The organism is Hydrocarboniphaga effusa AP103, assembly GCF_000271305.1.
GTDB classification, from domain to species: domain Bacteria; phylum Pseudomonadota; class Gammaproteobacteria; order Nevskiales; family Nevskiaceae; genus Hydrocarboniphaga; species Hydrocarboniphaga effusa.
Genome location: NZ_AKGD01000003.1, coordinates 451,320 through 476,539, shown reverse-complemented (window position 1 = coordinate 476,539; position 25,220 = coordinate 451,320). Strand labels below are relative to the sequence as shown.

Below are 25,220 nucleotides of genomic sequence, written 5' to 3'. Positions count from 1 at the left end.
TGCAGCCTCCGGGATTTAGGACGGCTGCAGTATTTCATGGGCTGATCGGCTGACGCCTGAAGTGAATTCCTGGGGTTAATTGGGGGATGCGCAGCTACCAGCTGTGGCATAGGGACTGGTCGCGCCTGGCGGCGAAACATCCAGATTGCTGAGATCCGGCGCGGAAGCCGGCAATACAAAAATGGCGCTTTCGGTTGACTCCGTTCCCGCGACAGTGGCTACACCCCGCAGCTCCACCACGACCCAGCTGGCCCGATCCTGCGGATATGTGATGTTGAACTGACCGGCGCCTGTGCTATCCAGCGCGAGCGTCGCGGGGACAGACGCCACATTGCCTGGATCGAGTCGCGTATTGCCGTTGAAGTCCTCACCGGGATCGAGCACACCGTCATAGTCAACGTCTTCGTTGTCGCAGAATGTCGAGACTATTGGAGCCCAGGCATCAGCGGTGTCATCGCCATCGACGTCAACCTGAGCATACATGCCCTTTCGATATGCCACCGGCAGCACGCTGAGCCGGAATGTCGCGTCGGTCACCGCATTACCCGATGAGTCGGTGACCAGTACCGTGTAGGGGAGCTGGTAGGTTGTTTCATTGGGCTCAAAAATTTCGTTGCCGGTGCCCAAGGTGATACGCAGTGCTTGACCGCGAACGGTGAAGGCGACGGTCGAAAACACTGATGGCGTATCGCGCACCACCGCTCGCACCTGCACGCCTCGGTCAGCGGACGACACGCTTGATGCGTTGTAGGTCACCGATGCCTTGCCCTGGCTGCTTGTGACCGCGCTCGGAGCCGACAAAGTTCCCCCCGAAACATCGGTCAAAGTGAAGTCAACAGTCTTGTTCTTGACGAGGTTACCGGCCGCGTCGCGCACGGTAGCGGTCACCACACTGCTCTCTCCAACTGGAAGCGTCGCGGGCGAGGCCTGGACGTTGATAGCCGAGGCCGTCGTAGCGACGAACTCCACCGAAACCGACGTCGAGGGCTGCGTTAGCGCAGGACTGCTCGCAACGATAACGGCTCCACCGGCATTGGCCGAAGTGATAGAAGCCGTTGCGCGTCCGCTGTCGTCAAGAGTCACCGTATTGGGCGTAACCGTTCCGCGCGATGCCGATAGATTCACTGTTGCTCCGGCAGTCTCGGTAGCGGAGCCCTCCCGCAACCACTGCACACTGATCGGCTGTGGGGTATTGAGCGCGATATTGCTCGCTTCGGTCGGCGCCAGAATGCTGAACTGGTCGGACGAAATCGCCACGCTGCGAGTAGCCGACAGCCCCAGCGCCTGCGCGGTGACATTGCCCGAGGCGCTTCCGGTCAGCGTGGTCTGGGCAACGCCCACCGAGTTCGACGTCGCGTTCATCACCGACAAAGAGCCGGCTGACGAATTGAAAGTGATCGGTGCTCCGCCGATACCCGCACCAGCGGAATCGAGCAGGGTCGCAACGTACTGACCACCCCGACCAAATCCGATGGCGTCCGGCCCGGTCAGCGTCAGCGTAGTGCCTGTTACAGGGATGTCTCGCGAAGCGCTCACTCCCGCCGCTGAGGTCGTGGCAGCAGTTGCAGTGACCGTAATCGTGCGCGGCGTAGGGTCTCCCGCCGTGGTCAGCGTGGCCGTGCGCGTCCCTGAACCGTCGTCGGCCGCGACAATCAACGCGCCACTGCTCGGCGGAATCGAGAAGTTGATCGTGGAAGCGGTAATCAGGTTGCCGCTGGCGTCGAGCGCCTGCGCCGACAGCGTGATGCCCTCGGTCGGCTGGTCGGCCGCAGAAGGCAGCTGCGGAGAGCTCGAAAGCAGGATCACGCGCGAAACCGTAGCGCTACCGCCTCCACTGCCACCATCGCCGCCTCCATCATCGTCATCGCTATATCCACCGCCGCCGCCACAGGCGGCCAGCAGCAAGGACATCAGCAAGGCGGTGGCTTTGAGTTGTTTCATGATCGCTCCGACGATGCGGCGGCTTGTGCAGGCGGATGCTACCGCCGTTGCGGGGCGAGGGATAACGCACCCGTTCTCAGCGCGAATGCTCGCCGAGAGGTTCGTCGCAAAACTTTTCGGTTCGATGGGCGCGGCCGATGGCGCGATGGGCGGGCGGCGGCATCTGGGCGGCCGCATGCGTTCGAGAGATGGCGTCCCCGGCGGGAGTCGAACCTGCGACCTCACGCTTAGGAGGCGTGCGCTCTATCCAGCTGAGCTACGGGGACATCGGCCTAGTTTAACGGGGGCGATCCACTTACATAAAGTTAAAGTCGCCGGCCCGATATTTCGTTGCCGGTGTCAGCCACGTCAGCAGCGGCCGGCAACCGGCGCTACTTGAGCACCTGCCCGAGAAAACTGCGCAGGCGCTCGTTTTTCGGTTCGGTGAAAAAAGTAGCAGGCGGCTGCTCGCACTGGATCTGGCCGGCGTCCATGAAGATCACGCGGTTGGCCATCGCGCGCGCAAAGCCCATCTCGTGAGTAACCACGCACATGGTCATGCCCTCGCGAGCGAGGGTCTTCATCACGTCGAGCACCTCGCCGACCATTTCGGGATCGAGCGCGCTGGTGGGTTCGTCGAACAGCATGATCGCCGGCTGCATCGCGAGCGCCCGCGCGATCGCGACGCGCTGCTGCTGGCCACCCGAGAGCTGGCCCGGATGCACATCGGCCTTCTCCGCCAGGCCGACCTTGGCGAGCAGCTTTTCGGCCCGCTCGCGCGCCTCGGCCGGCGAACACTTGAGCACCTTGATCGGGGCCAGCATCACGTTCTCGATCACGGTCATGTGCGGGAACAGGTTGAACTGCTGGAACACCATTCCCACGTTCGTGCGCAGCCGGTTCAGATCGGTGCCGCGCGCATGCACGGAGATGCCGTCGACGATCACTTCGCCGCCGGTGATCGTCTCCATCGCATTGAGCGTGCGCAGCAGCGTGCTCTTGCCCGAACCGCTCGGCCCGACGATGCAGACGACTTCGCCGCGTCTCACCTGCAGATCCACGTTCTTGAGCGCCTGCGTGCCGTTGTCGTAGCACTTGTCGACGCCGGTGGCGCTGATCAGCATCTCCTGGTCGGACTCAGTCATGCGCCATCCTCTTCTCGAGCCGGCGCACCAGCCACGACAGGCTGCCGGTGAGCAGCAGGTACATGATCGCGACCGTGAACCAGACCTCGAACGGACGGAAGTTCGAGCTCACGATCTCGCGCCCGGCCTTGGTCAGGTCGGTCAGCGCCATCACCGAGACCAGCGACGAATCCTTGATCAGGTTGATGAACTGCCCGGCCAGCGAAGGCAGCGTCTTCTTGAGCGCCTGCGGCAGGATCACGTGGCGCATCGCCTGCGTGTAGCTCATCCCGAGGCTGCGCGCCGCCTCCATCTGCCCTTTGGGCACCGACTGAATGCCCCCGCGCACGATCTCGGCGATGTAGGCACCGGTGAACACCGCGAGCGCCGCGACGCCCGCCGTGAACGCCGACAGCTTGAGCACCGTGCCGATGAAGAAGTAGACGATGAAGATCTGCACGAGCAGCGGCGTACCGCGAATGAGCTCGACGTAGGTCGACGACAGGCGCTTGGCGGCCGGGTTGTCGGCCACGCGGCCGAGCCCGGCGACGAGCCCGAGCAGCAGCGCGAACACCAGCGACACCGCCGACAGTTTCAGCGTCATCCACAGGCCCACGAGCAGAATGCCCGGCTTGAGCCCGGCCTGATACGCGAGCAGATCGTCGCGGAACACCAGGTCTCCGCTCTCCGCGTAGGTGTCGGCGAAATCGGTGTAGGTCTGCTTACGCTCGCCTTCGTATTCGGCGAGCGTGAGCGACTTGCCGTCCTCGGCGATCGTCACGTAGCCGTCGAACGGAGCGCGCAGCTCCTGGCCGGTGGTGCTGACGAGATACTGCGGAACGTCGGACCAGTTCCAGTCGTAGTTCACGCGCGTCGACATCGCGTAGATGCCACCGATGATCAGCGCGATGATGGCGAAGTAGACGGCGGTCCAGGCGAATCGGTTGTTGGGGTTAGACATGCGTAGCACCGATCGACGCTGTCCAGGCTGTCCCCTCTCCCGCGTGCGGGAGAGGGTCCCGCGTAGCGGGGGGTGAGGGTTCGCGAGTCGAAAAGAGAGCGACCACTCCACACAATGCTCCCTCACCCGGTCCTTCGGACCACCCTCTCCCGCACGCGGGAGAGGGGAGCAAAACAGCTTGCACGTGGCTCATCGTCAATTCACCAGCTTCAGCCAGGCCGTGCGCTCGAACCACTTGCCATACAGCGCATCGTAGGCCTTGTCGCGATGCGCGCCGGCGAGGAAATCGTTGAGCCAGGCGCGCCAGCGCGGATCGTTCTTGCGGATCGCCCAGCCGAGTTCCTCGCGCGTGAACGGCTTGGACAGATGCGCGAGCGTGCCGGGGTTGCGCGCCATGTAGACCGCGTTGTACGGCAGGTCGTAGACGAAGGCGTGGGCGCGTCCGCTGCGCACCTGCAGCAAGGCTTCGGCCTCGGTCTCGAACTTCATGATCTGCGCACGCGGCATGTATTGCGCAGCGGCGGTATCGCCCGTGGTGCCGAGCTTGGTCGCGACGATGTATTCGGGTTTGTTCAGATCGTCCACGCCGTGGACGGTCGCGGCGAGCTTGGGCTGCATGATCACGCTCTGGCCGATGATGATGTACGGGTCGGCGAAGTCGACCTGCTTGGCGCGGTCCTCGGTGATCGTCATGCCCGACATCAGCACGTCGAACTTGCCCGTCAGCAGCGCCGGGATGATGCCGTCCCACTGCGTGTTGACGAGCGTGAGCCTGACCCCGAGCTTGCGCGCCATGAGCTTGGCCAGGTCGACGTCGAAGCCGATGATGCCGCCGCGCTTGTCACGCATCTCGAACGGCATGTAGCCCGCTTCGAGCCCCACGCGCAGCTCGCCGCGCGCCTTGATCTCGTCGAGCACCGAAGGCCCGGACGGCGTCGACGCGTCCTGGCCCCAGGCCACCGCGGCCGGCAGCCACAGCAGCGCGGCGCACAGCGCCAACAGGCCTCCCCGCCAGCCTTTTCTCATGCAACTCTCGATCGAATCGTGGAATCAACCGGTCAAGCCTAGCATCCGGCATGCCGGATCGTGACCCGGTGATTCCACCCAGGCGGTGGCGATCCGCCTCGCCTACCATGGGCCGTCATCCCGAACGTCACCGCCATGGCCGATCATCGTGCCGCGTTGCAATGGATAGACGAGCAGCTGCCCGCCCTGCGCGCCGAACTGCTGCAGCTCTGCGCCATCAACTCCGGCAGCTTCAACGCCGCGGGCGTCGATGCGGTGGGCGCGCGCATGCAGGCGCTCTACGCGCCGCTGCAGGCGCAGGCCGAAAGGCTCGCCCTGCCCGCCTACCGCTCCACTGCGGACGACGGCAGCGAACGCGAACGCCCCATCGGCCACGCCCTGCGCCTGCGCAAGCGGCCCGAGGCGCCGCTGCAGGTGTTCTTCTGCGGGCACCTGGACACGGTCTACGCGGCCGACAGCCCGTTCCAGCACACCACCGAACAGGGCGCCGATCGCCTCAACGGCCCCGGCGTCGCCGACCTCAAGGGCGGCCTGCTGGTGATGTGGGCCGCGATCTCCGCACTCGAACGCTCGCCGCTGCGCAACCGCATCGGCTGGGAAGTGCTGCTGAACCCGGACGAGGAAATCGGCAGCCGCGGCTCGGCGCCGCTGCTCGCCGAGGCCGCTCGGCGCCACCATCTGGGCCTGATCTACGAACCCGCCTACGCCGACGGCAATCTCGCCTCCGCACGCAAGGGCAGCGGCAATTTCGACCTGATCGTGCATGGACGCGCCGCGCATGCGGGCCGCAATCCCGAGCAGGGCCGCAACGCCATCGCCGCGAGCGCCGAACTGATCGGCGCCATCGCAGCGCTCAACGGCCAGCGCGAAGGCCTCACCTTGAATCCGGGTTACGTGCGCGGCGGCGGCGCGCTCAACATCGTGCCGGATCTGTGCATCTTCAAGTTCAACGTCCGCACCTCGCAGCCAGCCGACGAATGCTGGCTGCACGATCAGCTCGACCTGCTGCTCACGCGGCTCAACGCGCGCGAGGGCTATGGCGTGGAATTGCGCGGCGGCTTCACGCGTCCACCCAAGGTTTTCGACGAACGCCATCAGCGGCTCGCCGAGATGATTCGCGACTGCGGTCGCGAGCTGAATCTCGACCTGCAGTTCAAGCCCACGGGCGGCTGCTGCGACGGCAACAACCTCGCCGCGCATGGGCTGCCGAACATCGACAACCTCGGCGTCGTCGGCGGCGAGATTCATTCGGAGCGCGAATGGATGCGGGTTTCGAGCTTGAGCGAGCGCGCGAAGTTGTCGGCGCTGCTGCTGCTGAGGCTTGCGAGCGGGGAGTTGGTTTGGACGTGAGTCTTCGCTTTTTCCTCTCTCCCGCGTGCGGGAGAGAGTCCCGCCGCAGGCGGGGAGTGAGGGAACAAAGGTCGCAAACGGCAGGCGCGTTACCGGAGAGCGCTCCCTCACCCGGCGCTACGCGCCACCCTCTCCCGCACGCGGGAGAGGGGATCAAATCGATGCAACAACAAATGTCCATAACCAAACCATGAAACTCATCCGCCCCATCCGCCCCGACGATCTCGACGACCTCGTCCACATGGCGCAGACCGCCGGCGCGGGCTTCACTTCGCTGCCGCCCGACAAGGACTTCCTCGCCAAGAAGATTGCGCTCTCCGTGCAATCCTTCGATACCGACGTGAAGACCGCCGGCCACGAGCGCTACATGTTCGTGCTCGAAGACAGCAACACCGGCGAGATCGGCGGCTGCTGCGCGATCGAAGCGGCCTGCGGGCTCGACGAGCCGTTCTACAACTATCACGTCGGCGTCACCGTGCACGCCAATCGCGAACTCGGCGTCTACAACCGCATTCCGACGCTGCATCTGTCGAACGACTACACCGCCACCTCGGTGCTCTGCTCGCTCTACCTGCGCCCGGAGTTCCGCAGCGGTGGCGCGGGGCGTTTGCTGTCGAAGTGCCGCTTCCTGTTCATGGGCAACTTCCCTGCCCGCTTCTCCGAGAAAGTGATCGCCGAAATGCGCGGTGTCTCCGACGAAAAAGGCCAATCACCGTTCTGGGAAGGCCTGGGCCGGCATTTCTTCAGCATCGATTACGAAGCCGCCGAGCACATCGTCGGCATGGGCAACAAGGCCTTCATCGCCGAGCTCATGCCGCCGCATCCGATCTATTCCGTTTTGCTGCCGCCCGAAGCGCAAGCCGTGATGGGCCGCGTGCATCCGCAGACCGCGCCCGCGCTGCACCTGCTGGAGCAGGAAGGGTTCCGCTATCAGAACTATGTCGATATCTTCGACGGAGGCCCGACCGTGGAAGCGCCGCTCATGGACATCCGCTCGATCCGTAAATCGCAGTTGCTGCCCTGCCAGATCACCGACGCCAGCAGCGGCAACACGCACCTGATCGCCAACGATCGCCTGCATGGGTTCCGCTGCGCACTCGCCCAACTCACGCCGGGCGAGAACAGCGTGAGCATCAGCGCCGAACTCGCGCAGGCGCTCGGCGTGCAGGCCCGCGAATCCGTGCGCGTGGTGGCCCTGTGAGCTCGGGTTGGTTGTTCATCGACGGCCAGCGCCACGCCGGCGGCGGCCGTGAATTCGTCAGCCTCGATCCGGCGACGATGGACGCGGTCTGGGAAGGTAACGCCGCCAGTTCCACCGACGTGCAGCGCGCGATGGACGCCGCACGCGCCGCGTTCAAGAGCTGGGGCCGCACGAGCTTCGCCGAGCGCGAAGCGATAACGCGCAAGTTCGCGCAACAGCTCAAGGCCAATGCGGAATCGCTCGCGAGCATCATCAGCCAGGAAACCGGCAAGCCGCTGTGGGAGACGCGCACCGAAGTCACGACCATGATCAACAAGGTCGACATCTCGGTGAAGGCCTATCACGAGCGCACGGGCTCGCAGGACGGACAAGCCGGCAACGTGCGCACCGCGCTGCGTCATCGACCGCATGGCGTCGTCGCGGTGTTCGGGCCGTACAACTTCCCGGGGCATTTGCCCAACGGGCACATCGTGCCGGCACTGCTCGCCGGCAATTGCGTGATCTTCAAGCCCAGCGAGCTCACGCCGCGCGTGGCCGAAGAAACCGTCAAATACTGGGAAGAAGCCGGCATTCCGCCCGGCGTGCTGCAGCTGCTGCAAGGCGAGCGCGCCACCGGCGAAGCGCTGGCGCAGCATCACGATCTCGATGGCCTGTTCTTCACCGGCAGCTCGCGCACGGGCCTGCTGTTGCAGCAGCAGTTCGCCGCGCATCCGGGGCGCATCCTCGCGCTCGAAATGGGCGGCAACAATCCGCTGATCGTCGGCGAGCTCGGCGCCTCTCCGGGTGATCTGAAAGCAGCGGTCTACGACATCCTGCAATCGGCGTATCTGTCGTCGGGCCAGCGCTGCACCTGCGCGCGGCGTTTGTTCGTGCCCAAGGGCAAGCCCGGCGATGCGCTGATCGAAGCGCTGGTGGCGGCGATCGGCAAGATTCGCATCGGCGCCTGGGACGACGAGCCTCAGCCGTTCATGGGCCCGCTGATCTCGGTGCGCGCGGCCGACCAGCTGCTCGCCGCGCAGACGCAGCTCATCGCGCAAGGCGCGCAGGCACTCGTCACGATGAAGCGCCTGCCGCTCGGTGCGGCCTTCGTCTCGCCGGCCCTGCTCGACGTGACCGCCATCAAGCATCTGCCCGACGAGGAATACTTCGGCCCGCTGCTGCAGCTGATCCGCTACGACAAGTTCGACCAGGCCATCCGGCTCGCCAACCGCACGCGCTATGGGCTGTCGTCCGCTCTGCTGTCGGAGTCGGCCGCGCAGTGGGAGCAGTTCTCGCTCGAGATCAAGGCCGGCATCGTCAACTGGAACCGCCAGACCACGGGCGCCTCGAGCGCCGCGCCGTTCGGCGGCATCGGGCAATCGGGCAACCATCGGCCGAGCGCGTATTACGCGGCCGATTACTGCGCGTATCCGGTGGCGATGATGGCGGCGGATCGCAGCGAGTTGCCGAAGGAGTTGGCGCCGGGGGTTGAGTTGGGGTGAAGGAGCAGGCCGGGGGTTGAAGGAATGGGCCGGCAGGGTCTGTTCTCTTTTCCAGGCGGCCCCTCTCCCGGTCCTTCGGACCACCCTCTCCCGCAAGCGGGAGAGGGGACATGCATGGTCGGAATGGCGGGATTCGAACTCGCGACCCCTTGCACCCCATGCAAGTGCGCTACCAGGCTGCGCTACATTCCGCCCCCCGTTCCTCTCTCCCGCTTGCGGGAGAGAGTCCCCGCGCAGCGGGGGAGAGAGGGTCGGCCGGAGAAGCATCCCACGCTCTCCACCCCTTGCACCCCGCCCCAATACCCCCGAACCTCCCCGCACCTTCAGCCAGCCACCGCCAGCCCGACATGCTCGTCCCCGTCATCATCGCCACGCTGCATTACATCGCCGTCTTCCTGCTCGTCGGCGCCGTGTTCGCGCAGATGTACCTGCTCAAGCTGCCGCCGAGCGCGGATGCCGTGCGCGGCATCGCGCGCGCCGACATCGTCTTCGGCATCGGCGCCGTGGCGATTCTGATCTCCGGCTTCGGCAACGCGGCGCATGCCAAGGGCATGGCCTACTACTTCCACAATGGCGCCTTTCACCTCGCGCTCACGCTGTTCATCGTCTCGGCCCTGCTGTCGATAGGCCCGACGATCCGCTACCGGCGCTGGAAGAAAGCCGTCGACGCCGGCCTGCCCGGCCCGACCGAGCCCACCGTTCCTCTCTCCCGCTTGCGGGAGAGAGTCCCCGCGCAGCGGGGGAGAGAGGGTCGGCCGGAGAAGCATCCCACGCTCTCCACCCCTTGCACCCCGCCCCAATACCCCCGAACCTCCCCGCACCTTCAGCCAGCCACCGCCAGCCCGACATGCTCGTCCCCGTCATCATCGCCACGCTGCATTACATCGCCGTCTTCCTGCTCGTCGGCGCCGTGTTCGCGCAGATGTACCTGCTCAAGCTGCCTAGCCTTTCAAACTTTCATGGCGCCACGTATGCAGCCGGCATGCACCAAGCCAGTTGCCACCGAGCAAGGGCCTGGGCCGGCCGCGCCGCCCCGCAGCGAGGGTGGCGCCCCCCTTCCAGGGGGAGGGCGCGAAGCGACTCAGGGGGTATCTCATTCATGAATCGAGTGCCCAGCCACACAGAGCACTACTACCAATAGTGTTTTTCCCCTTGACGCTCCCGGCGTGGCGGAGCAACCTAGAGCCACGTCCGTCGCCAGCGGTCCACCCGGCTCCAATGCCCGGTGCATACCCGCCAGCCGGCTCTCATGAATCGAAAAACCTGCCCGCCAGCGCGTTGAATCTTCTGGCCCTGGGCAACTCAAACAAAAAGGATTGAACGATGTTGGAATGGGACGATGCCCCCGCTAGCTCCGCCGCCAAGCCTGACCCGCGCCTGCTCGCCCAGCAGTCCGCGCCTGTCTCCGCCCCCCGCTCCGCTCCGGCGGCCGTAGTGGCTTCCGCCCCCAACCCTGGCGTCGCCGGTGCAACGGGTCTCGAAGACCTGACGATGGGTGCCGGCCGCATCCACGTCGACGACAAGAAGATCATCAACTGCCGCGCCGACCTCAACCAGCTGGTGCCTTTCAAGTACAAGTGGGCCTGGGAGAAGTACCTGGCCGCCTGCAATAACCACTGGATGCCGCAGGAAGTGGGCATGAGCGCCGACATCGCGCTCTGGAACGACCCCAAGGGCCTGACCGAAGACGAGCGCATGATCATCAAGCGCAGCCTCGGCTTCTTCTCCACCGCCGACTCGCTGGTGGCCAACAACCTCGTGCTGGCCGTCTACAAGCACATCACCAACCCCGAGTGCCGCCAGTACATCCTGCGCCAGGCCTTCGAAGAGGCGATCCACACCCACGCCTACCAGTACATCATCGAAAGCCTCGGCCTCGACGAAGCCGAAGTCTTCAACATGTACCGCGAAGTGCCGAGCATCCACGACAAGGCCGCCTGGAGCCTGCCGTACACGCAGAGCCTGGCCGACGAGAACTTCCACACCGGCACGCCCGAGAACGACCAGCGCCTGCTGCGCGACATGATCGCCTTCTACGTGGTGTTCGAAGGCATTTTCTTCTACGTGGGCTTCGTGCAGCTGCTGAGCTTCGGCCGCCGCAACAAGATGGTGGGCGCGTCCGAGCAGATCCAATACATCATGCGCGACGAAGCCATGCACATGAACTTCGGCATCGACGTGATCAACCAGATCAAGATCGAAAACCCGCACCTGTGGACCGCTGAGTTCCAGGAAGAAGCGCGCAAGATGATCGTCGAGGCGACGGAACTCGAAATCCGCTACGCCCACGACACCATGCCGCGCGGCGTGCTGGGCCTCAACGCCAGCATGTTCAACGAGTACATGCAGTACATCGCCAACCGCCGCTGCAACCAGATCGGCCTCAAGGAAATCTACCCCGGCGCCGAGAACCCGTTCCCGTGGATGAGCGAGGTGATCGATCTCAAGAAGGAGAAGAACTTCTTCGAGACTAGAGTCACCGAGTATCAAACCGGTGGTGCACTCAGCTGGGACTGAAACTTGAGCCCCTTTACAGGGGCTTTTTTTTGCCCTCTCGACGACATACGAACATGGATATTGAAGTTAATCCTATCAGGCTAAAAAAACACACCAAGATCGGGGAGCTCGACGCTGAATCCGACAAAGCCCTACTATCTGACTGCTTCATTGAATCAGACGAATATATCAGCGCCAAAGATTGTGCTAATCCAAAATCCATTGCCTTAGGACGAGTCGGATCAGGGAAAAGTGCCCTTATCTTAAAACTAAAGGAAGATTGCGAAAAATCAGTTTATCTTGATCCGCAAACATTGTCTTTTCATTACATCGAAAACTCTACAATCCTGCAATTTGTTGAGCAATTGGATGTCAATTTAAATACTTTCTTTAAACTTCTTTGGCGACATGTCTTAGTTGTAGAACTATTAAAGTGTAGATTCAAGATAACAGACTCTCTAAAGCAACATACAATATTTGACACTCTAGCTAAAAAATTCTCCTCTAATGAGAAAAAAAAGAAGGCGCTCAGCTATCTTCAAGAGTGGGGAGAAAAATTCTGGGAAGAAACTGAACTAAGAGTCAAAGAAGTAACACGCAAGCTGGAGAATCAGCTTGGCGGAGCATTAAGCCTTGATTTTAGCGAAATCAAAGGAGAGGCCAATGCAAAACGCGTAATTTCAGAAGAGCAAAAAAACGAACTAAGTCAGCGTGCAAAGCGGATAGTTAATGATGCTCAAATCAGAAAGCTAGGAGAAGTACTAGAACTTCTAGCTGATGAAGATTTACTAGGAGATCCGCAGAAAAAATTCTACGTGCTGATTGATGGCCTAGACGATAACTGGGCCGGAACCGATACTAGATGCAGACTTATCAGAGCACTTATAGAAGAAATTAAAACATTTAGGCAACTTGATTCGGTAAAAATAGTAGTCGCTTTACGTCGCGACCTTCTTGCATTGGTCTATGATAAAACTCGAGACAGTGGTTTCCAGGAAGAAAAATACGAAGCCCTATTACTTGAACTTAACTGGACAGAATCTAGTTTGAAAAGCTTAGTAAACAAAAGAGTAACTGCAGTTTTCGAGCGACAATACTCTCGTCAAAGAATAACATTTGATGATCTCTTCCCAACTCCTAAAAGCAGTGGTGGCGGCGTAACACCATTTGACTACATGATACAACGAACTCTCCGCAGGCCACGAGATATAATACAATTTGTTAATGAGACCTTCAAAATCGCCTCGGATAAGTCGAAAATCTCAATCAATGACATACGAAAAGCCGAAAACGTCTACTCCGAAAAGCGAATAAAGTCCCTACAAGAAGAATGGGCAGACATATATCCATCCTTGGATATCACAGTCGAAATACTTAGAGGCGCGCCGAGCCAACTAAATCCAGAATACATAAAGAAGTACAAACTTGAAGATACTATTACAAAGCTTTGGGAGGGAAACCCTACTGATCCTTGCGTTAGAGATGCTTTAAAGCTAGGGGACTCGACATTTAATGCAACTAGAGATGATATTCTCCGGACGATAATTCAGACCTTATATCAAGTTGGCATTCTTGGAATAAAGACCGACTCAAATGATGCTATGTGTTGGGCATGGAAAGATCAGCCAAAAATTTCCATTGGCGAAGCTTCACGATGCAATCGAATCAAAATACATAGAATGGTCTGGCAGGCACTTAATGTAATACCGGATAGTAATATTTCACTTTTGCAGGATAGCTATCCATAATTCCCAGCGAACTTTCTTCTTCGCCCGGCTGCTTTGCTCGACTGCACTTGTCACTTGGTTATGCACAGGACGACGACTATCCAGTTTATTTTTGAATCGGATTATCCACTGTCGACCTATAAGCGCTAGCCCCGCTCTTTACCTTTCACAGAGTAGCGGACAACGCGTTGGAAAAGCATCAACCCACCGACGTAAAAGATTCCATACAACGAAAAGATCCCAAGTCTAGTTGCATGCGTCGCCTCTATCCGGTCCAACAGCATTAGCAATAGCAACCCTACGCCAAAGATGACCCATTCCAACACGACGTACTCGCTACGGCGATATATCGTGGTTTTACAGTGAGGGCAAGGAAAATTGCCCCCCCGCTTCTCAAAAATCTGCACACCCAATGGAAGCCGTTTCCCACATACTGGACAACCCATAACGCCCCCCTACTGTCCGCATCCGCAGTTATTGCCCGCCGCCAGTGCTTCTTTCGCAAGTGCTGTAACGACACCACCGACAGCCCCTGCTACTGGATTTCCGCCAATCGCACCGCCGATAGCGCCTGCGACAATAGACCCGGGAAGATTAGGACCGTGCATGCTCCCCGCTTCACCTAAGGCACCTCCAATGTATCCGCCCACCGCCGCCACGCCACGCGCTCTCCAATTGCCCTGCTCAGCAAGACCACTTCCTAGCGCAGACGAATTCAATCCAATGCCACTTGCGACCGTGCTTGTGCCCACTGCAACGGCGGCGCCTCTTGCTCCCCCCAAAACACCGCCAACGATCGCGCCAGGAATACCGCCAACAGCAAACCCCTTAGCTCCGACATCTATTGCTCCCGCAAGTCCTCCTCCGATTGCTGCGGCCGCGGCATCCAGTTCCGATTCGGAGAGGCAATAAAGTCCATATGGATCAACGAAGCTGATTGGATTCCCGCCAGCATAGGCATAGGTATTAAGCCCGCCTTGTAATCCGACCGGATCGCTCTGCAAATACCGCCCGATACTCGAATCATAGTATCGATTCCAGTTGTACCAGAGTCCTGATTCGGCATCATAGTACTGGCCTGGAAATCCAAGGTTGAATCCACCAATACTATTAGTGGTAACGGTTCGATCAAAAGCGAAATTATTCGCTCTCCACACCACAGTGCGAGAAGAATTAGTTATTGCTTCTGGCCTTCCGACCTGATCATTCGCAACATAGTAAATGACTCCATTTCGGATCATTGCGATAGCGCTGCCGTTGAGCCAGATGTACTGGGTCGTAAGGGTAGTCCCTCCACTCGACGTCTGGCCCAGCGGGGTTCCTGATCCACCGTACACGTATGAGAACGAACCTCCAGGCCCAGCCTTACGCACGCGTTGATGCTTCACGTTATAAGAATAGTTTGTCTGGCTGCTGCCACTAGTGAGCGTTTTTAGACGGTTAAGTCCATCATACGCGTAGCCGTAATTGCCTCCGGTTCCGGACTTCGTGGTTACATTTCCGTCGGCATCAAATCCAAACGATTTGGCTCGGCTACCAGTGATTGCAGAAACTCTATTGCTTGTCCCGTCCACAGTGTAAGTATCAGTGCTGCCTCCCCATACGTGCGTGTTGCGATTGCCAACATCGTCTAACGTCCAGGACTGATTGCCAGCCGTAGAAGTCACCGATTTCAATCGTGACAGCGGGTCATATCCATATGTCTGGGTCAGATTGCTATTGACGTTGTCCGTCCGCTTGGTGACCTCGTTGGCTGCGTTGTAAGCGAAGCTCATGGAAATTGCATTCGACGGCGACGCATATGTAGTAGTAGGGCGCAGATCGAGGTCGAACGCTCTGCTTAGCGAATCACCGTTTCCGAGGTCCAGTCTTGACCAAGGGCCGAAACCTACGCCTGCGTAAAGTGAACTTGTAAGGATATTCGAAGTGACGTTGCCGATTTTTACTTTCACCGACGCGACCTGCGACAGCGGGCCATAGGTGTAGGTCACAACATTTCCGCCTGGATAAGTGATAGTGCTCACACGATCCCCAGCATCGTACGTGTAACCCGTTGTATAAGCAGTGCCGTTAACCGTTTCTGTTAAAGATGCGACTTGTCCATTGGGACGGTAACTATAGCTGGTTGAACTACCGCTGGAATCCGAATCAGAACATAGAGCTCCTTGTCCATTGGTGCACGTGTCATAGCTGAAGGATTGCGTTACTGAGCCAGCTGATAAACTAGTAGGGCGGTTCGCACCATCGTAGTTGATAACTGTCAGAACTCCGTCAGCCGCCGTCATATTGTAAGGACGTCCTTTTTCATCAAATACACGACTAATGATGCCTCGATCCGGGCTTGATTCAGTTACTACTTGGCCGAAGCCATCACGGTAATAGTCAGTTCGATTAAGCCGAGCATCGGTCACCGAGGCTAAGTTGCCAAGGCCGTCGTATTCATATGACGTTGTCTTGTTGAGTGGGTCTTTTGCGGTTTTCACCTCATCGTGCGCGTTATAGGTATAGAGCGATACCCTACCTAACGAGTCTGTAATCTTGCTCACATTGCCATTACTGTCATAAGCGTACCGCGTGTTCTGGCCATTATTGCCCTTGACGTTAGTTACCCGTCCCAAAGAATCGTATACCCACTCCTTGGTATAGAACGTGGACTGGCGAGTAACGTCGATCGGTTCGCAATTAGCTCCGCTCGAGGGTGGAGCGCACTCTTCTCGCATCGTATCGATGACACCTGTGATCTTCTGCAGCTTACCAAGTAAGTTGTACGAGTATTTAAGCGAAGAGGTGGCGATAGCAGTAGTTGGCATTGAGGAGCCCACAATTGTAGTTGCATAGCTCCGACTGCCTCCCGATCTACTGATCATTTGCCCAGCATTATCGTAAGTGAAATTCGTAGTCTCAGTCGGTGATTGATACTTAGTTACCTTACCCATGCCGTTGTACGTAAAGGTGGTAGTCGCCAGTGTACCGTCCACATTTCGAGAAACGGTTTTTACCCGACCCCGAGCATCATACGTATAGCTGACGACAACACCCGGGGGATAACTGATTGTGCTTGGCAGACCAAGATTATTAAAGTTTGAATAGTTGGTCTGCGACCCGACTGCGTCTCGAACGGAAAGTAAGCGCCCATATGAGTCATAGGTACGAGTAATAGTGCCACTGGGCCCCGCGACTGTAATCGTTTGCGGTATGCCATTGGAGTGAAGGGTATAGGTATAACTCGTCGACTGAACTTGGTTAGGCGTGCCGTTACTCGTTAGGTTGGTGACAGAGATTGAGCTGACTCTGTTTTTTAGAGACGACGAATCTGGAAAATATGAGTAGTTGGTGATGTTAATCGGCGAGGAGTTCGGGCCTAGTTTCTTAGTCCAGTTAAGGCGGTTTCGCGTCACGTCCCAGTCATTGACGGTGGTGCGCTCCTCTCCCGGGTTCGAAGCATCGATGCCCGTAGTCACACTCTGAAGCAGACCATTCGCACTGTAGGAATAGTCGGTCTTTACCCCACGTTCGTTTACTGATTCACCACGGAAGCCATTAACGTCATAGGTAATGCTCGACTGTGTGTCAGGACAGCTTGTGATGCCCGTGGTGTCAATTCGAACCAGCTTTTTCCTTCCGTTTGTCAAATCATACCAATAGGTGGCCCTCGCTCCAGCTGCATTGGTCACATGCATGATGTTGTTGGGGTTGTATCCGTAAGCGAATGTCAGTTTCTCGAAGCCGCCGTCCAATCCACTCTCACTAACGCGTCCATCGCTACGATATGCGTACGAGCTGTACCGCTTGTTATCGATTGATATGCCAGTCAGCGCCCACGGAAAGCTGCCATTTTCATAGTGGTACACACGGACACTTGTCGGCGAGCCTGGGTACGTTACTGACGAGAGGTATCCGGAGCTGTTATACGCGTACGAGTAGAGATTCCCTGCCGGATCAGATACCGAGGTGACGACATTACCTGTCCACCCGAACTGCACAGATAGGCCATTGCTGTGCGTTGCGGTTTGAAGGCGGTTTGATGCGTACGAAAATGTCCAGCCAATATTGGTATCGTCCCTCGACGAAGTGATGAAACCAGTAATTGAATAATTCTCGTAGGGTCCCGACTTATTTTGCAGTGTCCACGTTCCATCGACATTTCGAATGATCCAATCATCGGCATCAGGTGCCGGATTTTCATATCGCTGAGCTGTAGGAGACCAGTTATACGTCTGTTGGCCACCATCAGGACGTTTGGCGACAACTTTCTCCACTACAGTGGACGCATTGACACAAGCCGTAGACTGACCGGGTATGGCATTGCATATTGCGCCGCCGCTCAGGCCGAAGCCTAAAGATTTATCGAATTCCGTTGACCAACGATCGCCAAATATCCCCTTTATGTCGTTGGTTTGGTTGTAAACGCGACGTAATTCAAGTGGATACAAATGCGCAGTTTGGAAGTCGACTTCCGACTTCACCTTCGTGTCGCTTGCAATGATTACCGGGTTATCCGAAACCTCACAGGCGCCCTTTTTGTCCGGGCCCGGTTTTTCTTCATCGTTGGGAGTGTTACCCGGATTTTTACTAGGCCGGGTAGCGCCGCCATCGGAATGGCCAGTGGTTCTTGGGTGGCTAACTGTGCCGACGGAAGGTGGTATGAAGCCCCAAGCTCCCAGCCCGCTCATGGTCACATAGACGGTGTCAATACCACCGCCGTCCGTAAGGATTATGGGCCTGTTGTCAAAATCAGCATGCGCCATACCTAACGGGATAGACGCAAGTAGCGCGGAGCGCAGATGGAAAAGTACTTTTTTCTGAATTCCGATTGGTCTGATGAACTGCTTTGAGACCTTTGCAACGAGAGCCATTTTTCCCCCAATTTATTGCCATGTCGCTAGAAGCCGCGTCGTATCGACTGCAACGCTGATGAAACAGCATGTCAAAGTTGAATCCAGGGGGCGCCTGTAAGAAATTACAGGTATCGCTTCCGCGCCATGGCATCTGGCGGCGGCAGTTCTCGGAGCACGGGGTGCTGGATGAGTGGAATCGGTGCCCATGCCGATTACATCCACTTAAAGCGGTTTTCGCAGACCGCGGAATTTATCTGACGGATTCAGACAGCAGGCCCTGGACAAGCCGCGCCCCGCAGTTGTAACAGGCAAGCGTGAGGCGAATTCGTCGTCCCTGAAGAATCCGAAAAGTCTTTCCCAGACAGCCAGATAGGCGCGGAAATGGCATGCTGAAATTGCCGGAAAGATAATGCCGGCTGATGGATTCCTGGCAATTTCAGCAAGGGTTTTCGCATGCGGCATCAGCCCACTCCCGCTCAGAGCGCCGCGTCGGTTTCGACCGACCTGTTTCGCAATCGCCTGGATGCGCAGATCGATCTGCGGCATTCGCTGTGCAAGCTTTCGGCGGTGATGCCCTGGGACGCCATGGCCCAGCGTTTGTCGAGCCTGTTGCCAGCCGAGCCCAAGGCGGGCGGCCGTCCTGCTCTGTCGCTGCGCTTGATGTGCGGGCTGCTGTACCTGAAGCATGCGTACAACTTGTCGGACGAAGCTCTCTGCGAGCGTTGGCTGGAAAACCCGTACTGGCAGTTCTTCTGCGGCGAAGTGTTCTTTCAAACCCGCTTTCCCTGCGATCCCTCGTCGCTGACGCGCTTTCGCAAGCGCCTGGGCGAAGCCGGGGTGGAAGAGTTGCTGGCGCAGAGCATCGCCGCGGCCAAGGAGCTGAATGCGATCAAGCCGGCTGATCTTTCGCGCGTGATCGTCGACACCGCGGTGCAAGAGAAAGCTGTGGCGTATCCCACCGACAGCCGCCTGCTCGAAGTGGTACGCAAGAAGCTGGTGCGGCTGGCGCTGCGCTGTGGCATCACGCTTCGGCAGCGCTACGAGCGCGAAGGCCCGACGCTGCGGCGTCGCGCGGCTGCTGGCTATACGCATGCCAGGCAGTTCAAGCGGCTGCGCCGCCTCCTCAAGCGACATGCTCGCGGCTTCGTATGGCCTGGTGCTGCATGGCTCGGGCGAGCCGCGCGTTCGCGCGGGCCTGCACTACATCGCGATCAAGCTGCTCGCCTCGACCCAGCGTAAGACGGCCCCCGCCATCAGCTCGAAAACTGCCAGCTCTCCGTAGACCGCGACAGCTCCAGCTCCGCCGCCGTCATGTCTTGCGGCACGTCGGCGAACAGCGGCGTGCTCAGGTAGCGCTCGCCGGTGTCTGGAAGCATGCAGAGGATGTTGCTGCCCTGCGGCGCTTCGGCGGCGATCCTTAGGGCACCCGCGAACGTGGCGCCGGAGGTGATGCCGACGAAGATGCCTTCCTTCTTCGCCAGCTCCGACGAATACCGCAGCGCTTCGGCGTTCGGCACCGGAATCACACGATGGATGCTGCCGCTCTGCACCGCATCGCCGACGAGCTTGGCGATGAAGTCCGGCGTCCAGCCCTGCATCGGGTGGGGGTTGAAGGCGCTGTGCGGGGCGGCGGCGGAGCCATCGGGCTTGCGAGCCTGTTCCAGGCCGCTGCCGAGCAGTTGGGCGTCGGCCGGTTCGCAGACCACGATCTTGGTATCCGGCCGCTCCTTGGACAGCACGCGCGAGACACCGTTGAGCGTGCCGCCGGTACCGTAGCCGGTCACCCAGTAGTCCAGCGAATCGCCTGCGAAATCCCTGAGAATTTCCTGCGCCGTGGTACGGGCATGAAAGTCGGCGTTGGCCTGGTTCTCGAACTGGCGGGTCAGGAACCAGCCGTGCTTTTCGGCCAGTTCGGCGGCCTTGGTGACCATGCCCAGCCCGCGCCCTGCGGCCGGCGTGAGCACCACCCTGGCGCCCAGAAAGCGCATGAGCCGGCGGCGCTCCACGCTGAACTGTTCGGCCATGGTCACCACCAGCGGATAGCCCTTGGCGGCGCAGACCATCGCCAGGCCGATGCCGGTGTTGCCGCTGGTGGCTTCGATCACGGTCTGGCCGGGCCTGAGCTGTCCGGATCGTTCAGCAGCCTCGATCACGCCGAGCGCGAGGCGATCTTTGACCGAGCCCAGTGGATTGAAGGCTTCCACCTTCACGAACAGATTGACGCCCTTGGGCGCCAGCCGGTTGATACGCACCACCGGCGTGTTGCCGATGGTTTCCAGAATGCTGTCGAACCTTGCCATGTGATCCCTCGCTATCGATACGCCGCTCTTGGGCCAAAGATGCTTGCATCATTCGATCGCGCCTGCCATGTGCCGTGGTGTTGCGGTGGCAGCCAAGCTGGCCGCCGTGCACATTTCCGGCGCGGTTCGCGACGCTCGCCCGGCAGGGTTTGGGCTTCGGCAAAGCCAGAAGTGCGGTAGACAAAAATATGTGCGCTACCGCTTCGGAACCACGATCTTCAACAGCTTCCTCCATCACGCCGCTCCACCCGCGCCGCTCGCGCAAGAGGTGCGAGCCAAGCTCGTGGAGACCTTGAAAGCCAAGGGTTGCGACGTGGTGGTGCTGACGCCATCCGAAGAGTTGCTCAAAGCGGCCAATGAAGATCGCTTGACCTCGACGGGCTGGTCCCTTCCATTGAAGAAAGAATGGCGTGCCGGCTTCGACAGAGCGCGAGTCGGCATGGGGCGCGTGCTGGTGATCGCCGAGGGAACAGGCCCCCTTACTACCAGTGGCCCAGCGGGCGCGGCACCGGCGTCTACACCAAGAGCCCGATGGGCCTGGACAATGCCTTCGCGATGCTGGCCGTGCGTTATAGCCTCATCGAGCCCGGTCAATACGATCTGCGCGCCCTGCCGCAACGGGACACCTTCGGAGAAGATGTTTCGTTCCGTGGCATCAAACCGTTCGACTGGCCGCCCAGCATCGACGAGACGGCGCCCTTCGAAGTCGACCGAGCGTCCCCCTGCTTCGCGAGCTGATGGCCGCTCAGAGCGCTTACGTCGCCGCCCCTCTTAAAACTCGTTAGCAACGTCGGGCCGCTGGGCCAAGACGTAAGCCACCGTTTTGCCGAGCCCGCCGCAAATGGCAGGTCACCTACCGCCCTGCGGGGTGCGCACAGATGCAGCGCGCGGACTTGTTGGGTGCCGGCGCATCCTCGGGGGCGAGTGCTTTTTCGGATCGGTCAATAGAGAGGCGGGCCGAGGCCCGCCCATGAGGCACCCAGTAGGTTGCTGGGCTGGCCGAGGGATCGATTTCTCGGCCGGCACCGACGATACCGATACTCAGGATTATTGGAAGAGCCGCTTGGCTTCGTGCACGGGATCCCGTCTTCGCTCATGCCTGCTTTACGTTGACGCGCCGATCAGCCCGCCACCGCTGCCAGCGGGAGTCGGCATCCTCGCCCCCCTGAACAGGGGGCAGCTTCGCTGCCGATCGGCCGCCTAGCATGAGCTGTCGCCATATCGGCGATACCGATCCTGCCTGCCGAGTTTCGCCGATGCTCCTTTCCGCCGCTTCCCGTCCAGCGCTGCGCACCGCCGCCTTCGTGCTGGCCCTATTGAGCTGCGGCCAGGCGCTGGCCGAAAACTGCCTCAACACCGACTCGAAGAAAGGCCGCTACTCCGACGGCGACGCCCGCAATTCCGACTATGTCGCCTGCAAGCCCGGCGGGCCGGCCGACACTTACGGCTCGATCAACGCGGTCGGCTCGCAAATGCAGGGCATGATCGAGCGTCGTCAGGCCGAAGAAGCGCAGGAGCAGGCGGCATTCCGGGCCCGCGTGGAGGCGACGCGCGACAGCGTCAACGAGTGGGACCGCACGCGCTTCATGAACCTGCAGGAATCCACCGCGCACGCGGTGATTCCGTCCAACTACCGCACCGACGTGCAGGTCTACGCCAACGCCTCGGTGACGCCCGAGCAAGGCGCGGCGCTGCGCAGCGAGATCGATGCGGCGATCCAGGCCGGCACGCTGCTGAGCCGCTACGCGGACATCGCCGCGCGGGCGGACCAGCCCTGGGTCCAGGGCAGCGATCCGCTGCAGAACCGCCGCATGTGCGAGGTCTCCAGCGAGCTCGCGCGCACGCTCGTCTACGGCGAGCCCAAGGACCCGGCAAAGGGCTTCGCGATCGCCAAGGCCGGCTGCGATGCGCATTGCGGTGGCACCTGCTACTGGCTCGGCCGCATCTACGAGGACGGCAACAAGGCCGCGCCGGGCGTGGACAAGCTGCTCGGCAAGCAGCCGCAGACGCTGATTCTGCAGGCCTACGACAACGCCATCGTCAACGGCATCGTCGCCGCCTACGAGCGCGAAGCCGAACTCGGCTGGCAGCCGCCCAAGCGCTACAAGGACAAGACCTACTACGACTTCAAGGAATTCGATTCGTACAGCTACTGGTACGACATCGACGACTATCGCCGCCTGGCCTACATGCAGTACAAGCGCTGCCTCGCCGAGCAACCGAACAACCTCACCTGCGCTCGCGGCGTCAACGCGCTGATCAAGCAGACGCAGGCCAACAGCTACGTCTGGCGCGACGTGCTCAAGGACATCGACGGCGACGGTCGCATCGCCGAATTCCAGGCCCTGCAGACCAAGCTCGAAGCGCAGGCGAGCGCCTCGCCGGCGCAGTAAGGAAATCGCTGGAACTCCAGGTTCCGGGGGGTCGAATCCCTCTCTCTCCGCCGGCGCCCGAGAGTCGATGATTACGCCGCCTCGGTCTTGTTCCGCTCGCGGCGCTCCATCCTGCCTCCGCGCGAGCAGCGCAGCTCGGCAAAGTCGCTGCAGCGGCGCGGCGAAAGCTCCGGCCGCTGCAGCCTTTAACTCACTTCGGCCAGACCGGCGGCTGATCCGCGTTCGGGTTCGGGAAGTACTTGCCGTAGCGCGCCGTGCCGATCACGCGGATGCGGCTCAGCAGGTCCGGGTCGGCGATCACTTCCGCCGACAGCGGGCTTTCGGACAGCAGCACGAGGTCGGCGTACTTGCCGGCCGTGATCGAGCCGCGAACGCTCTCCATGCCGTACTGCTGGGCCGCATACGTGGTGAAGGCCTTGATGCCGTCGAGCAGCTCGATGCGCTGGTCGCCATTGACCGGGTCGGTCCTGTCGATCATCACGGTCGGACACTTCGAGGTATCGCGGTTCGGATACCAGGCCGGCTGCTGCGATTTGCGCGTGACCGCGGCCCAGATTTCGAACAGCGGATACGGCGGCGTCACCGGCGAATCGCTATGCAGCGTGAGGCTGCCGGTTTTCTGCAGCACTTCGCGCGACGGATAGATCTGCCAGGTGCGCGCCGGACCGAGCACCTGCTGGCATTCGGGCAGCGAGTAGTAGTAGACGTTGGGCGACATCTCACTGACCACCGTGGTGCCCAGGGCCTGCAGCACGTCCAGGTTCTCGCCGCTGATCATCGGCGCGTGCAGCACGACGTCGCGCGTGCTGCCCGGCGGCCGGGACGCCTTGGTCGCCAGCAGCGCGTCGATGGCGCTCTGGATGGCCGCATCGCCGATCTGGTGAATGACCATCGGGAAGCCGTTGGCGTGCGAGGCCTTCAGGCGCTCGGCGATCTGCGCCGTGCTCAGATCCGGCAAGCCGGTGTAAGGCTGCTGGAACAGCAGCGGATCCTTGAACGGCGCATACCACTGCTGGTACGGCTGCAGCAGGTCCGCCGTGTAGCCCTGCGCCGAACCGTCGCTGAAGCTCTTGAGCGCGGCGACCGAGGCCAGCGGATCGCTGTCGCCGAACAGCTTGCGTCCTTCGAGGCCGGCGTTGATGGTGTCCTGGAAGTTGGCGCTGTTGGCGTCATAGGCCACCAGCGCGACCGCGACCGGAAAGCGCTCGGGCACCGCCATCGCGGCCTTGTAGATCTTCATGACACCCGCACTGACCGCGCCGTCCTGCACCAGCGTGTAACCGTGCTGCGCGTAGATGTGCGCGCCCTTGTTGAGCAGGTCGAGCGCGAGCGTTTCGTTGCCCGGCCGGCTCAGCAGCTGGCCTTCGAAATACGAGGTGGCGTACAGCGACAGGTCCTCGTCGAGCTGCCCCATCAGAGCCAGCGCCTTCTCCTGCTTGATGTTGGTGGTCGGCTGGTGGCACTGCAGCGGTTGCGACTGGTTGTCCGGTGGGCAGATGTTGAGCATCGCCAGCGCCTGCGAGTTGACGTACGAAATGTGCCCCGACTCGCTGGTGACGTAGATCGGCATGTCCTGGGCGATGGCGTCGAGCTGCTGGCGGGCGCTGCCGTCTTCGAAGTTGGGGCAGTCGAAGCCCAGGCCGTTGAGGTTCGGACAACTCGGCCCGCGGCCGAGGCGCGACGGGTCGTAGTTGAACGCCATGACCGGGTCGGTTCGCTTTTGCTGCCGCCGCTCCTCGACCTTGGCCTTGATCCGCGCGATCACCTCGTCGTGGCTGGTCACCGGAATGAAGCACTGCTGCGGATCCTTGGGTGCGGCGCAGCGCGCATCGTCCGGCGCGGGCTTGAACAGGATGTTGATGCTCGAGACATCGAGCCAGTTGTCGGGGTCGTTGTAGTACGCATAGCCGGACATATGCGAATGCGGGTCGATGAAGCCCGGCAGGATCGTCTGCCCGTCGGCATTGATGCGCCGCGTGCCGACGCCGGCCTGCGCCTTCACCGCCTCGTTGCTGCCGACGAGCGTGATCAGCCCGTTTCGGACGGCGATCGCCTGCGCGATCGGCTGGCTCGGGTCCAGCGTGATGACGTTGGCGTTGAAGAAGATCACCGAGGCATTGCCTGCCTCGCCCGCATCGGGACTGCCGCCCTGCGCCGCTCCTCCCGAGCTGCCGCAGCCCGCACTGCCCAGCACGACCGCAGCCGCAGCCGCGATGACGCCCACGCCGATCAGCCGGCGAATTGCTGTTCTCATGATTCCCTCCTGGGTTGGACAACGATTGGCGCGGAAGCTTTTTTCCGCGACCTTGCCTGCCGCCCCGCGATCCACTTCCGAAGGCCTCCCACTTCGGGCTGTGGCTGCTGCCGGGCGCACGACTCCGCGGCATGCCGGACGGGACATGC

General features: G+C 60.6%; 16 protein-coding genes, 2 tRNA genes and 1 pseudogene. 9 read left to right on the top strand and 10 right to left on the bottom strand.

Going from position 1 to position 25,220, the window contains the following annotated elements:
* Positions 1-75: 75 nt before the first annotated feature.
* The 5 genes from WQQ_RS18465 to WQQ_RS18445 all read right to left on the bottom strand — a co-directional run bounded on the left by WQQ_RS18465 (position 76) and on the right by WQQ_RS18445 (position 5,031).
* A complete protein-coding gene (locus WQQ_RS18465) occupies positions 76-1,941 on the bottom strand; it encodes an Ig-like domain-containing protein (protein WP_040454851.1) in 1,866 nt (621 codons plus the stop codon).
* 189 nt (positions 1,942-2,130) lie between these two features.
* A tRNA-Arg gene (locus tag WQQ_RS18460) sits at positions 2,131-2,207 on the bottom strand.
* A 105-nt stretch (positions 2,208-2,312) separates the two neighbouring features.
* Positions 2,313-3,065, bottom strand: coding sequence for an amino acid ABC transporter ATP-binding protein (locus tag WQQ_RS18455; protein ID WP_007186774.1), 753 nt, complete (start codon positions 3,063-3,065; stop codon positions 2,313-2,315).
* Positions 3,058-4,005 (bottom strand): amino acid ABC transporter permease, encoded by a 948-nt coding sequence (locus WQQ_RS18450; protein WP_007186773.1) that lies wholly within the window; start codon positions 4,003-4,005, stop codon positions 3,058-3,060. The genes WQQ_RS18455 and WQQ_RS18450 overlap by 8 nt, the downstream gene beginning before the upstream one ends.
* Positions 4,006-4,200: 195 nt before the next feature.
* Entirely contained in the window at positions 4,201-5,031 is an 831-nt protein-coding gene (locus tag WQQ_RS18445; RefSeq protein ID WP_083844640.1) for a transporter substrate-binding domain-containing protein, read from the bottom strand.
* A 135-nt stretch (positions 5,032-5,166) separates the two neighbouring features.
* Here WQQ_RS18445 and WQQ_RS18440 point away from each other — a divergent pair, with 135 nt between their 5' ends.
* The 3 genes from WQQ_RS18440 to astD all read left to right on the top strand — a co-directional run bounded on the left by WQQ_RS18440 (position 5,167) and on the right by astD (position 9,063).
* Positions 5,167-6,381, top strand: coding sequence for a hydrolase (locus tag WQQ_RS18440; protein WP_007186771.1), 1,215 nt, complete (start codon positions 5,167-5,169; stop codon positions 6,379-6,381).
* 190 nt (positions 6,382-6,571) lie between these two features.
* On the top strand, positions 6,572-7,582 hold the full coding sequence (gene astA, locus WQQ_RS18435) for an arginine N-succinyltransferase (protein ID WP_007186769.1): 1,011 nt from the start codon (positions 6,572-6,574) through the stop codon (positions 7,580-7,582).
* The gene (gene astD / locus WQQ_RS18430; protein ID WP_202800703.1) at positions 7,579-9,063 is read left to right on the top strand and encodes a succinylglutamate-semialdehyde dehydrogenase; all 1,485 of its coding nucleotides are present in this window, start codon (positions 7,579-7,581) and stop codon (positions 9,061-9,063) included. Before astA ends, astD begins: the two co-directional genes overlap by 4 nt.
* Positions 9,064-9,178: 115 nt before the next feature.
* Here the strand turns inward: astD and WQQ_RS18425 are convergent.
* A tRNA-Pro gene (locus WQQ_RS18425) sits at positions 9,179-9,255 on the bottom strand.
* Positions 9,256-9,410: 155 nt separating this feature from the next.
* On the opposite strand from WQQ_RS18425, the gene WQQ_RS23885 reads away from it, so the two are divergent.
* From WQQ_RS23885 to WQQ_RS24485, 3 genes are all read left to right on the top strand, one after another.
* Positions 9,411-10,166 carry a DUF2214 family protein gene (locus WQQ_RS23885; RefSeq protein WP_007186767.1) on the top strand — a complete coding sequence of 252 codons (756 nt, stop codon included), beginning with the start codon at positions 9,411-9,413 and terminating at the stop codon, positions 10,164-10,166.
* 220 nt (positions 10,167-10,386) lie between these two features.
* On the top strand, positions 10,387-11,580 hold the full coding sequence (locus WQQ_RS18410; protein ID WP_050997753.1) for a ribonucleotide-diphosphate reductase subunit beta: 1,194 nt from the start codon (positions 10,387-10,389) through the stop codon (positions 11,578-11,580).
* A 53-nt stretch (positions 11,581-11,633) separates the two neighbouring features.
* Positions 11,634-13,307: a P-loop ATPase, Sll1717 family gene (locus WQQ_RS24485; RefSeq protein ID WP_007186765.1), complete on the top strand. Its 1,674-nt coding sequence runs from the start codon at positions 11,634-11,636 to the stop codon at positions 13,305-13,307.
* Between the two features lie 434 nt (positions 13,308-13,741).
* Here WQQ_RS24485 and WQQ_RS24480 read toward each other — a convergent pair whose 3' ends face one another.
* Both WQQ_RS24480 and WQQ_RS24475 read right to left on the bottom strand, forming a co-directional pair.
* On the bottom strand, positions 13,742-18,142 hold the full coding sequence (locus tag WQQ_RS24480; protein WP_007186764.1) for an RHS repeat-associated core domain-containing protein: 4,401 nt from the start codon (positions 18,140-18,142) through the stop codon (positions 13,742-13,744).
* 204 nt (positions 18,143-18,346) lie between these two features.
* On the bottom strand, positions 18,347-18,670 hold the full coding sequence (locus WQQ_RS24475; protein ID WP_157534771.1) for a hypothetical protein: 324 nt from the start codon (positions 18,668-18,670) through the stop codon (positions 18,347-18,349).
* Here WQQ_RS24475 and WQQ_RS18395 point away from each other — a divergent pair.
* Positions 18,578-19,255: pseudogene (locus WQQ_RS18395) on the top strand (IS5/IS1182 family transposase); the annotation flags it as partial. The gene WQQ_RS24475 and the pseudogene WQQ_RS18395 sit on opposite strands and share 93 nt — an antisense overlap.
* Before the next feature lie 122 nt (positions 19,256-19,377).
* Here the strand turns inward: WQQ_RS18395 and WQQ_RS18390 are convergent.
* On the bottom strand, positions 19,378-20,424 hold the full coding sequence (locus WQQ_RS18390; protein WP_007186762.1) for a PLP-dependent cysteine synthase family protein: 1,047 nt from the start codon (positions 20,422-20,424) through the stop codon (positions 19,378-19,380).
* Between the two features lie 531 nt (positions 20,425-20,955).
* Here WQQ_RS18390 and WQQ_RS18385 point away from each other — a divergent pair.
* A complete protein-coding gene (locus WQQ_RS18385) occupies positions 20,956-21,162 on the top strand; it encodes a hypothetical protein (protein WP_007186761.1) in 207 nt (68 codons plus the stop codon).
* Positions 21,163-21,680: 518 nt separating this feature from the next.
* On the top strand, positions 21,681-22,817 hold the full coding sequence (locus tag WQQ_RS18380) for a hypothetical protein (RefSeq protein WP_007186760.1): 1,137 nt from the start codon (positions 21,681-21,683) through the stop codon (positions 22,815-22,817).
* A 190-nt stretch (positions 22,818-23,007) separates the two neighbouring features.
* Here the strand turns inward: WQQ_RS18380 and WQQ_RS18375 are convergent, their stop codons facing one another.
* Positions 23,008-25,071: an amidohydrolase gene (locus WQQ_RS18375; RefSeq protein WP_007186759.1), complete on the bottom strand. Its 2,064-nt coding sequence runs from the start codon at positions 25,069-25,071 to the stop codon at positions 23,008-23,010.
* Positions 25,072-25,220 lie beyond the last annotated feature (149 nt).

Bases quoted from the DNA above. Each gene is read 5' to 3' on its own strand.
- WQQ_RS18465 (WP_040454851.1), bottom strand. From the start codon at position 1,941: ATGAAACAACTCAAAGCCACCGCCTTGCTGATGTCCTTGCTGCTGGCC.
- WQQ_RS18455 (WP_007186774.1), bottom strand. From the start codon at position 3,065: ATGACTGAGTCCGACCAGGAGATGCTGATCAGCGCCACCGGCGTCGAC.
- WQQ_RS18450 (WP_007186773.1), bottom strand. From the start codon at position 4,005: ATGTCTAACCCCAACAACCGATTCGCCTGGACCGCCGTCTACTTCGCC.
- WQQ_RS18445 (WP_083844640.1), bottom strand. From the start codon at position 5,031: ATGAGAAAAGGCTGGCGGGGAGGCCTGTTGGCGCTGTGCGCCGCGCTG.
- WQQ_RS18440 (WP_007186771.1), top strand. From the start codon at position 5,167: ATGGCCGATCATCGTGCCGCGTTGCAATGGATAGACGAGCAGCTGCCC.
- astA (WP_007186769.1), top strand. From the start codon at position 6,572: ATGAAACTCATCCGCCCCATCCGCCCCGACGATCTCGACGACCTCGTC.
- WQQ_RS23885 (WP_007186767.1), top strand. From the start codon at position 9,411: ATGCTCGTCCCCGTCATCATCGCCACGCTGCATTACATCGCCGTCTTC.
- WQQ_RS18410 (WP_050997753.1), top strand. From the start codon at position 10,387: ATGTTGGAATGGGACGATGCCCCCGCTAGCTCCGCCGCCAAGCCTGAC.
- WQQ_RS24485 (WP_007186765.1), top strand. From the start codon at position 11,634: ATGGATATTGAAGTTAATCCTATCAGGCTAAAAAAACACACCAAGATC.
- WQQ_RS24480 (WP_007186764.1), bottom strand. From the start codon at position 18,142: ATGGCTCTCGTTGCAAAGGTCTCAAAGCAGTTCATCAGACCAATCGGA.
- WQQ_RS24475 (WP_157534771.1), bottom strand. From the start codon at position 18,670: ATGCCGCAGATCGATCTGCGCATCCAGGCGATTGCGAAACAGGTCGGT.
- WQQ_RS18390 (WP_007186762.1), bottom strand. From the start codon at position 20,424: ATGGCAAGGTTCGACAGCATTCTGGAAACCATCGGCAACACGCCGGTG.
- WQQ_RS18385 (WP_007186761.1), top strand. From the start codon at position 20,956: ATGGGCCTGGACAATGCCTTCGCGATGCTGGCCGTGCGTTATAGCCTC.
- WQQ_RS18380 (WP_007186760.1), top strand. From the start codon at position 21,681: ATGCTCCTTTCCGCCGCTTCCCGTCCAGCGCTGCGCACCGCCGCCTTC.
- WQQ_RS18375 (WP_007186759.1), bottom strand. From the start codon at position 25,071: ATGAGAACAGCAATTCGCCGGCTGATCGGCGTGGGCGTCATCGCGGCT.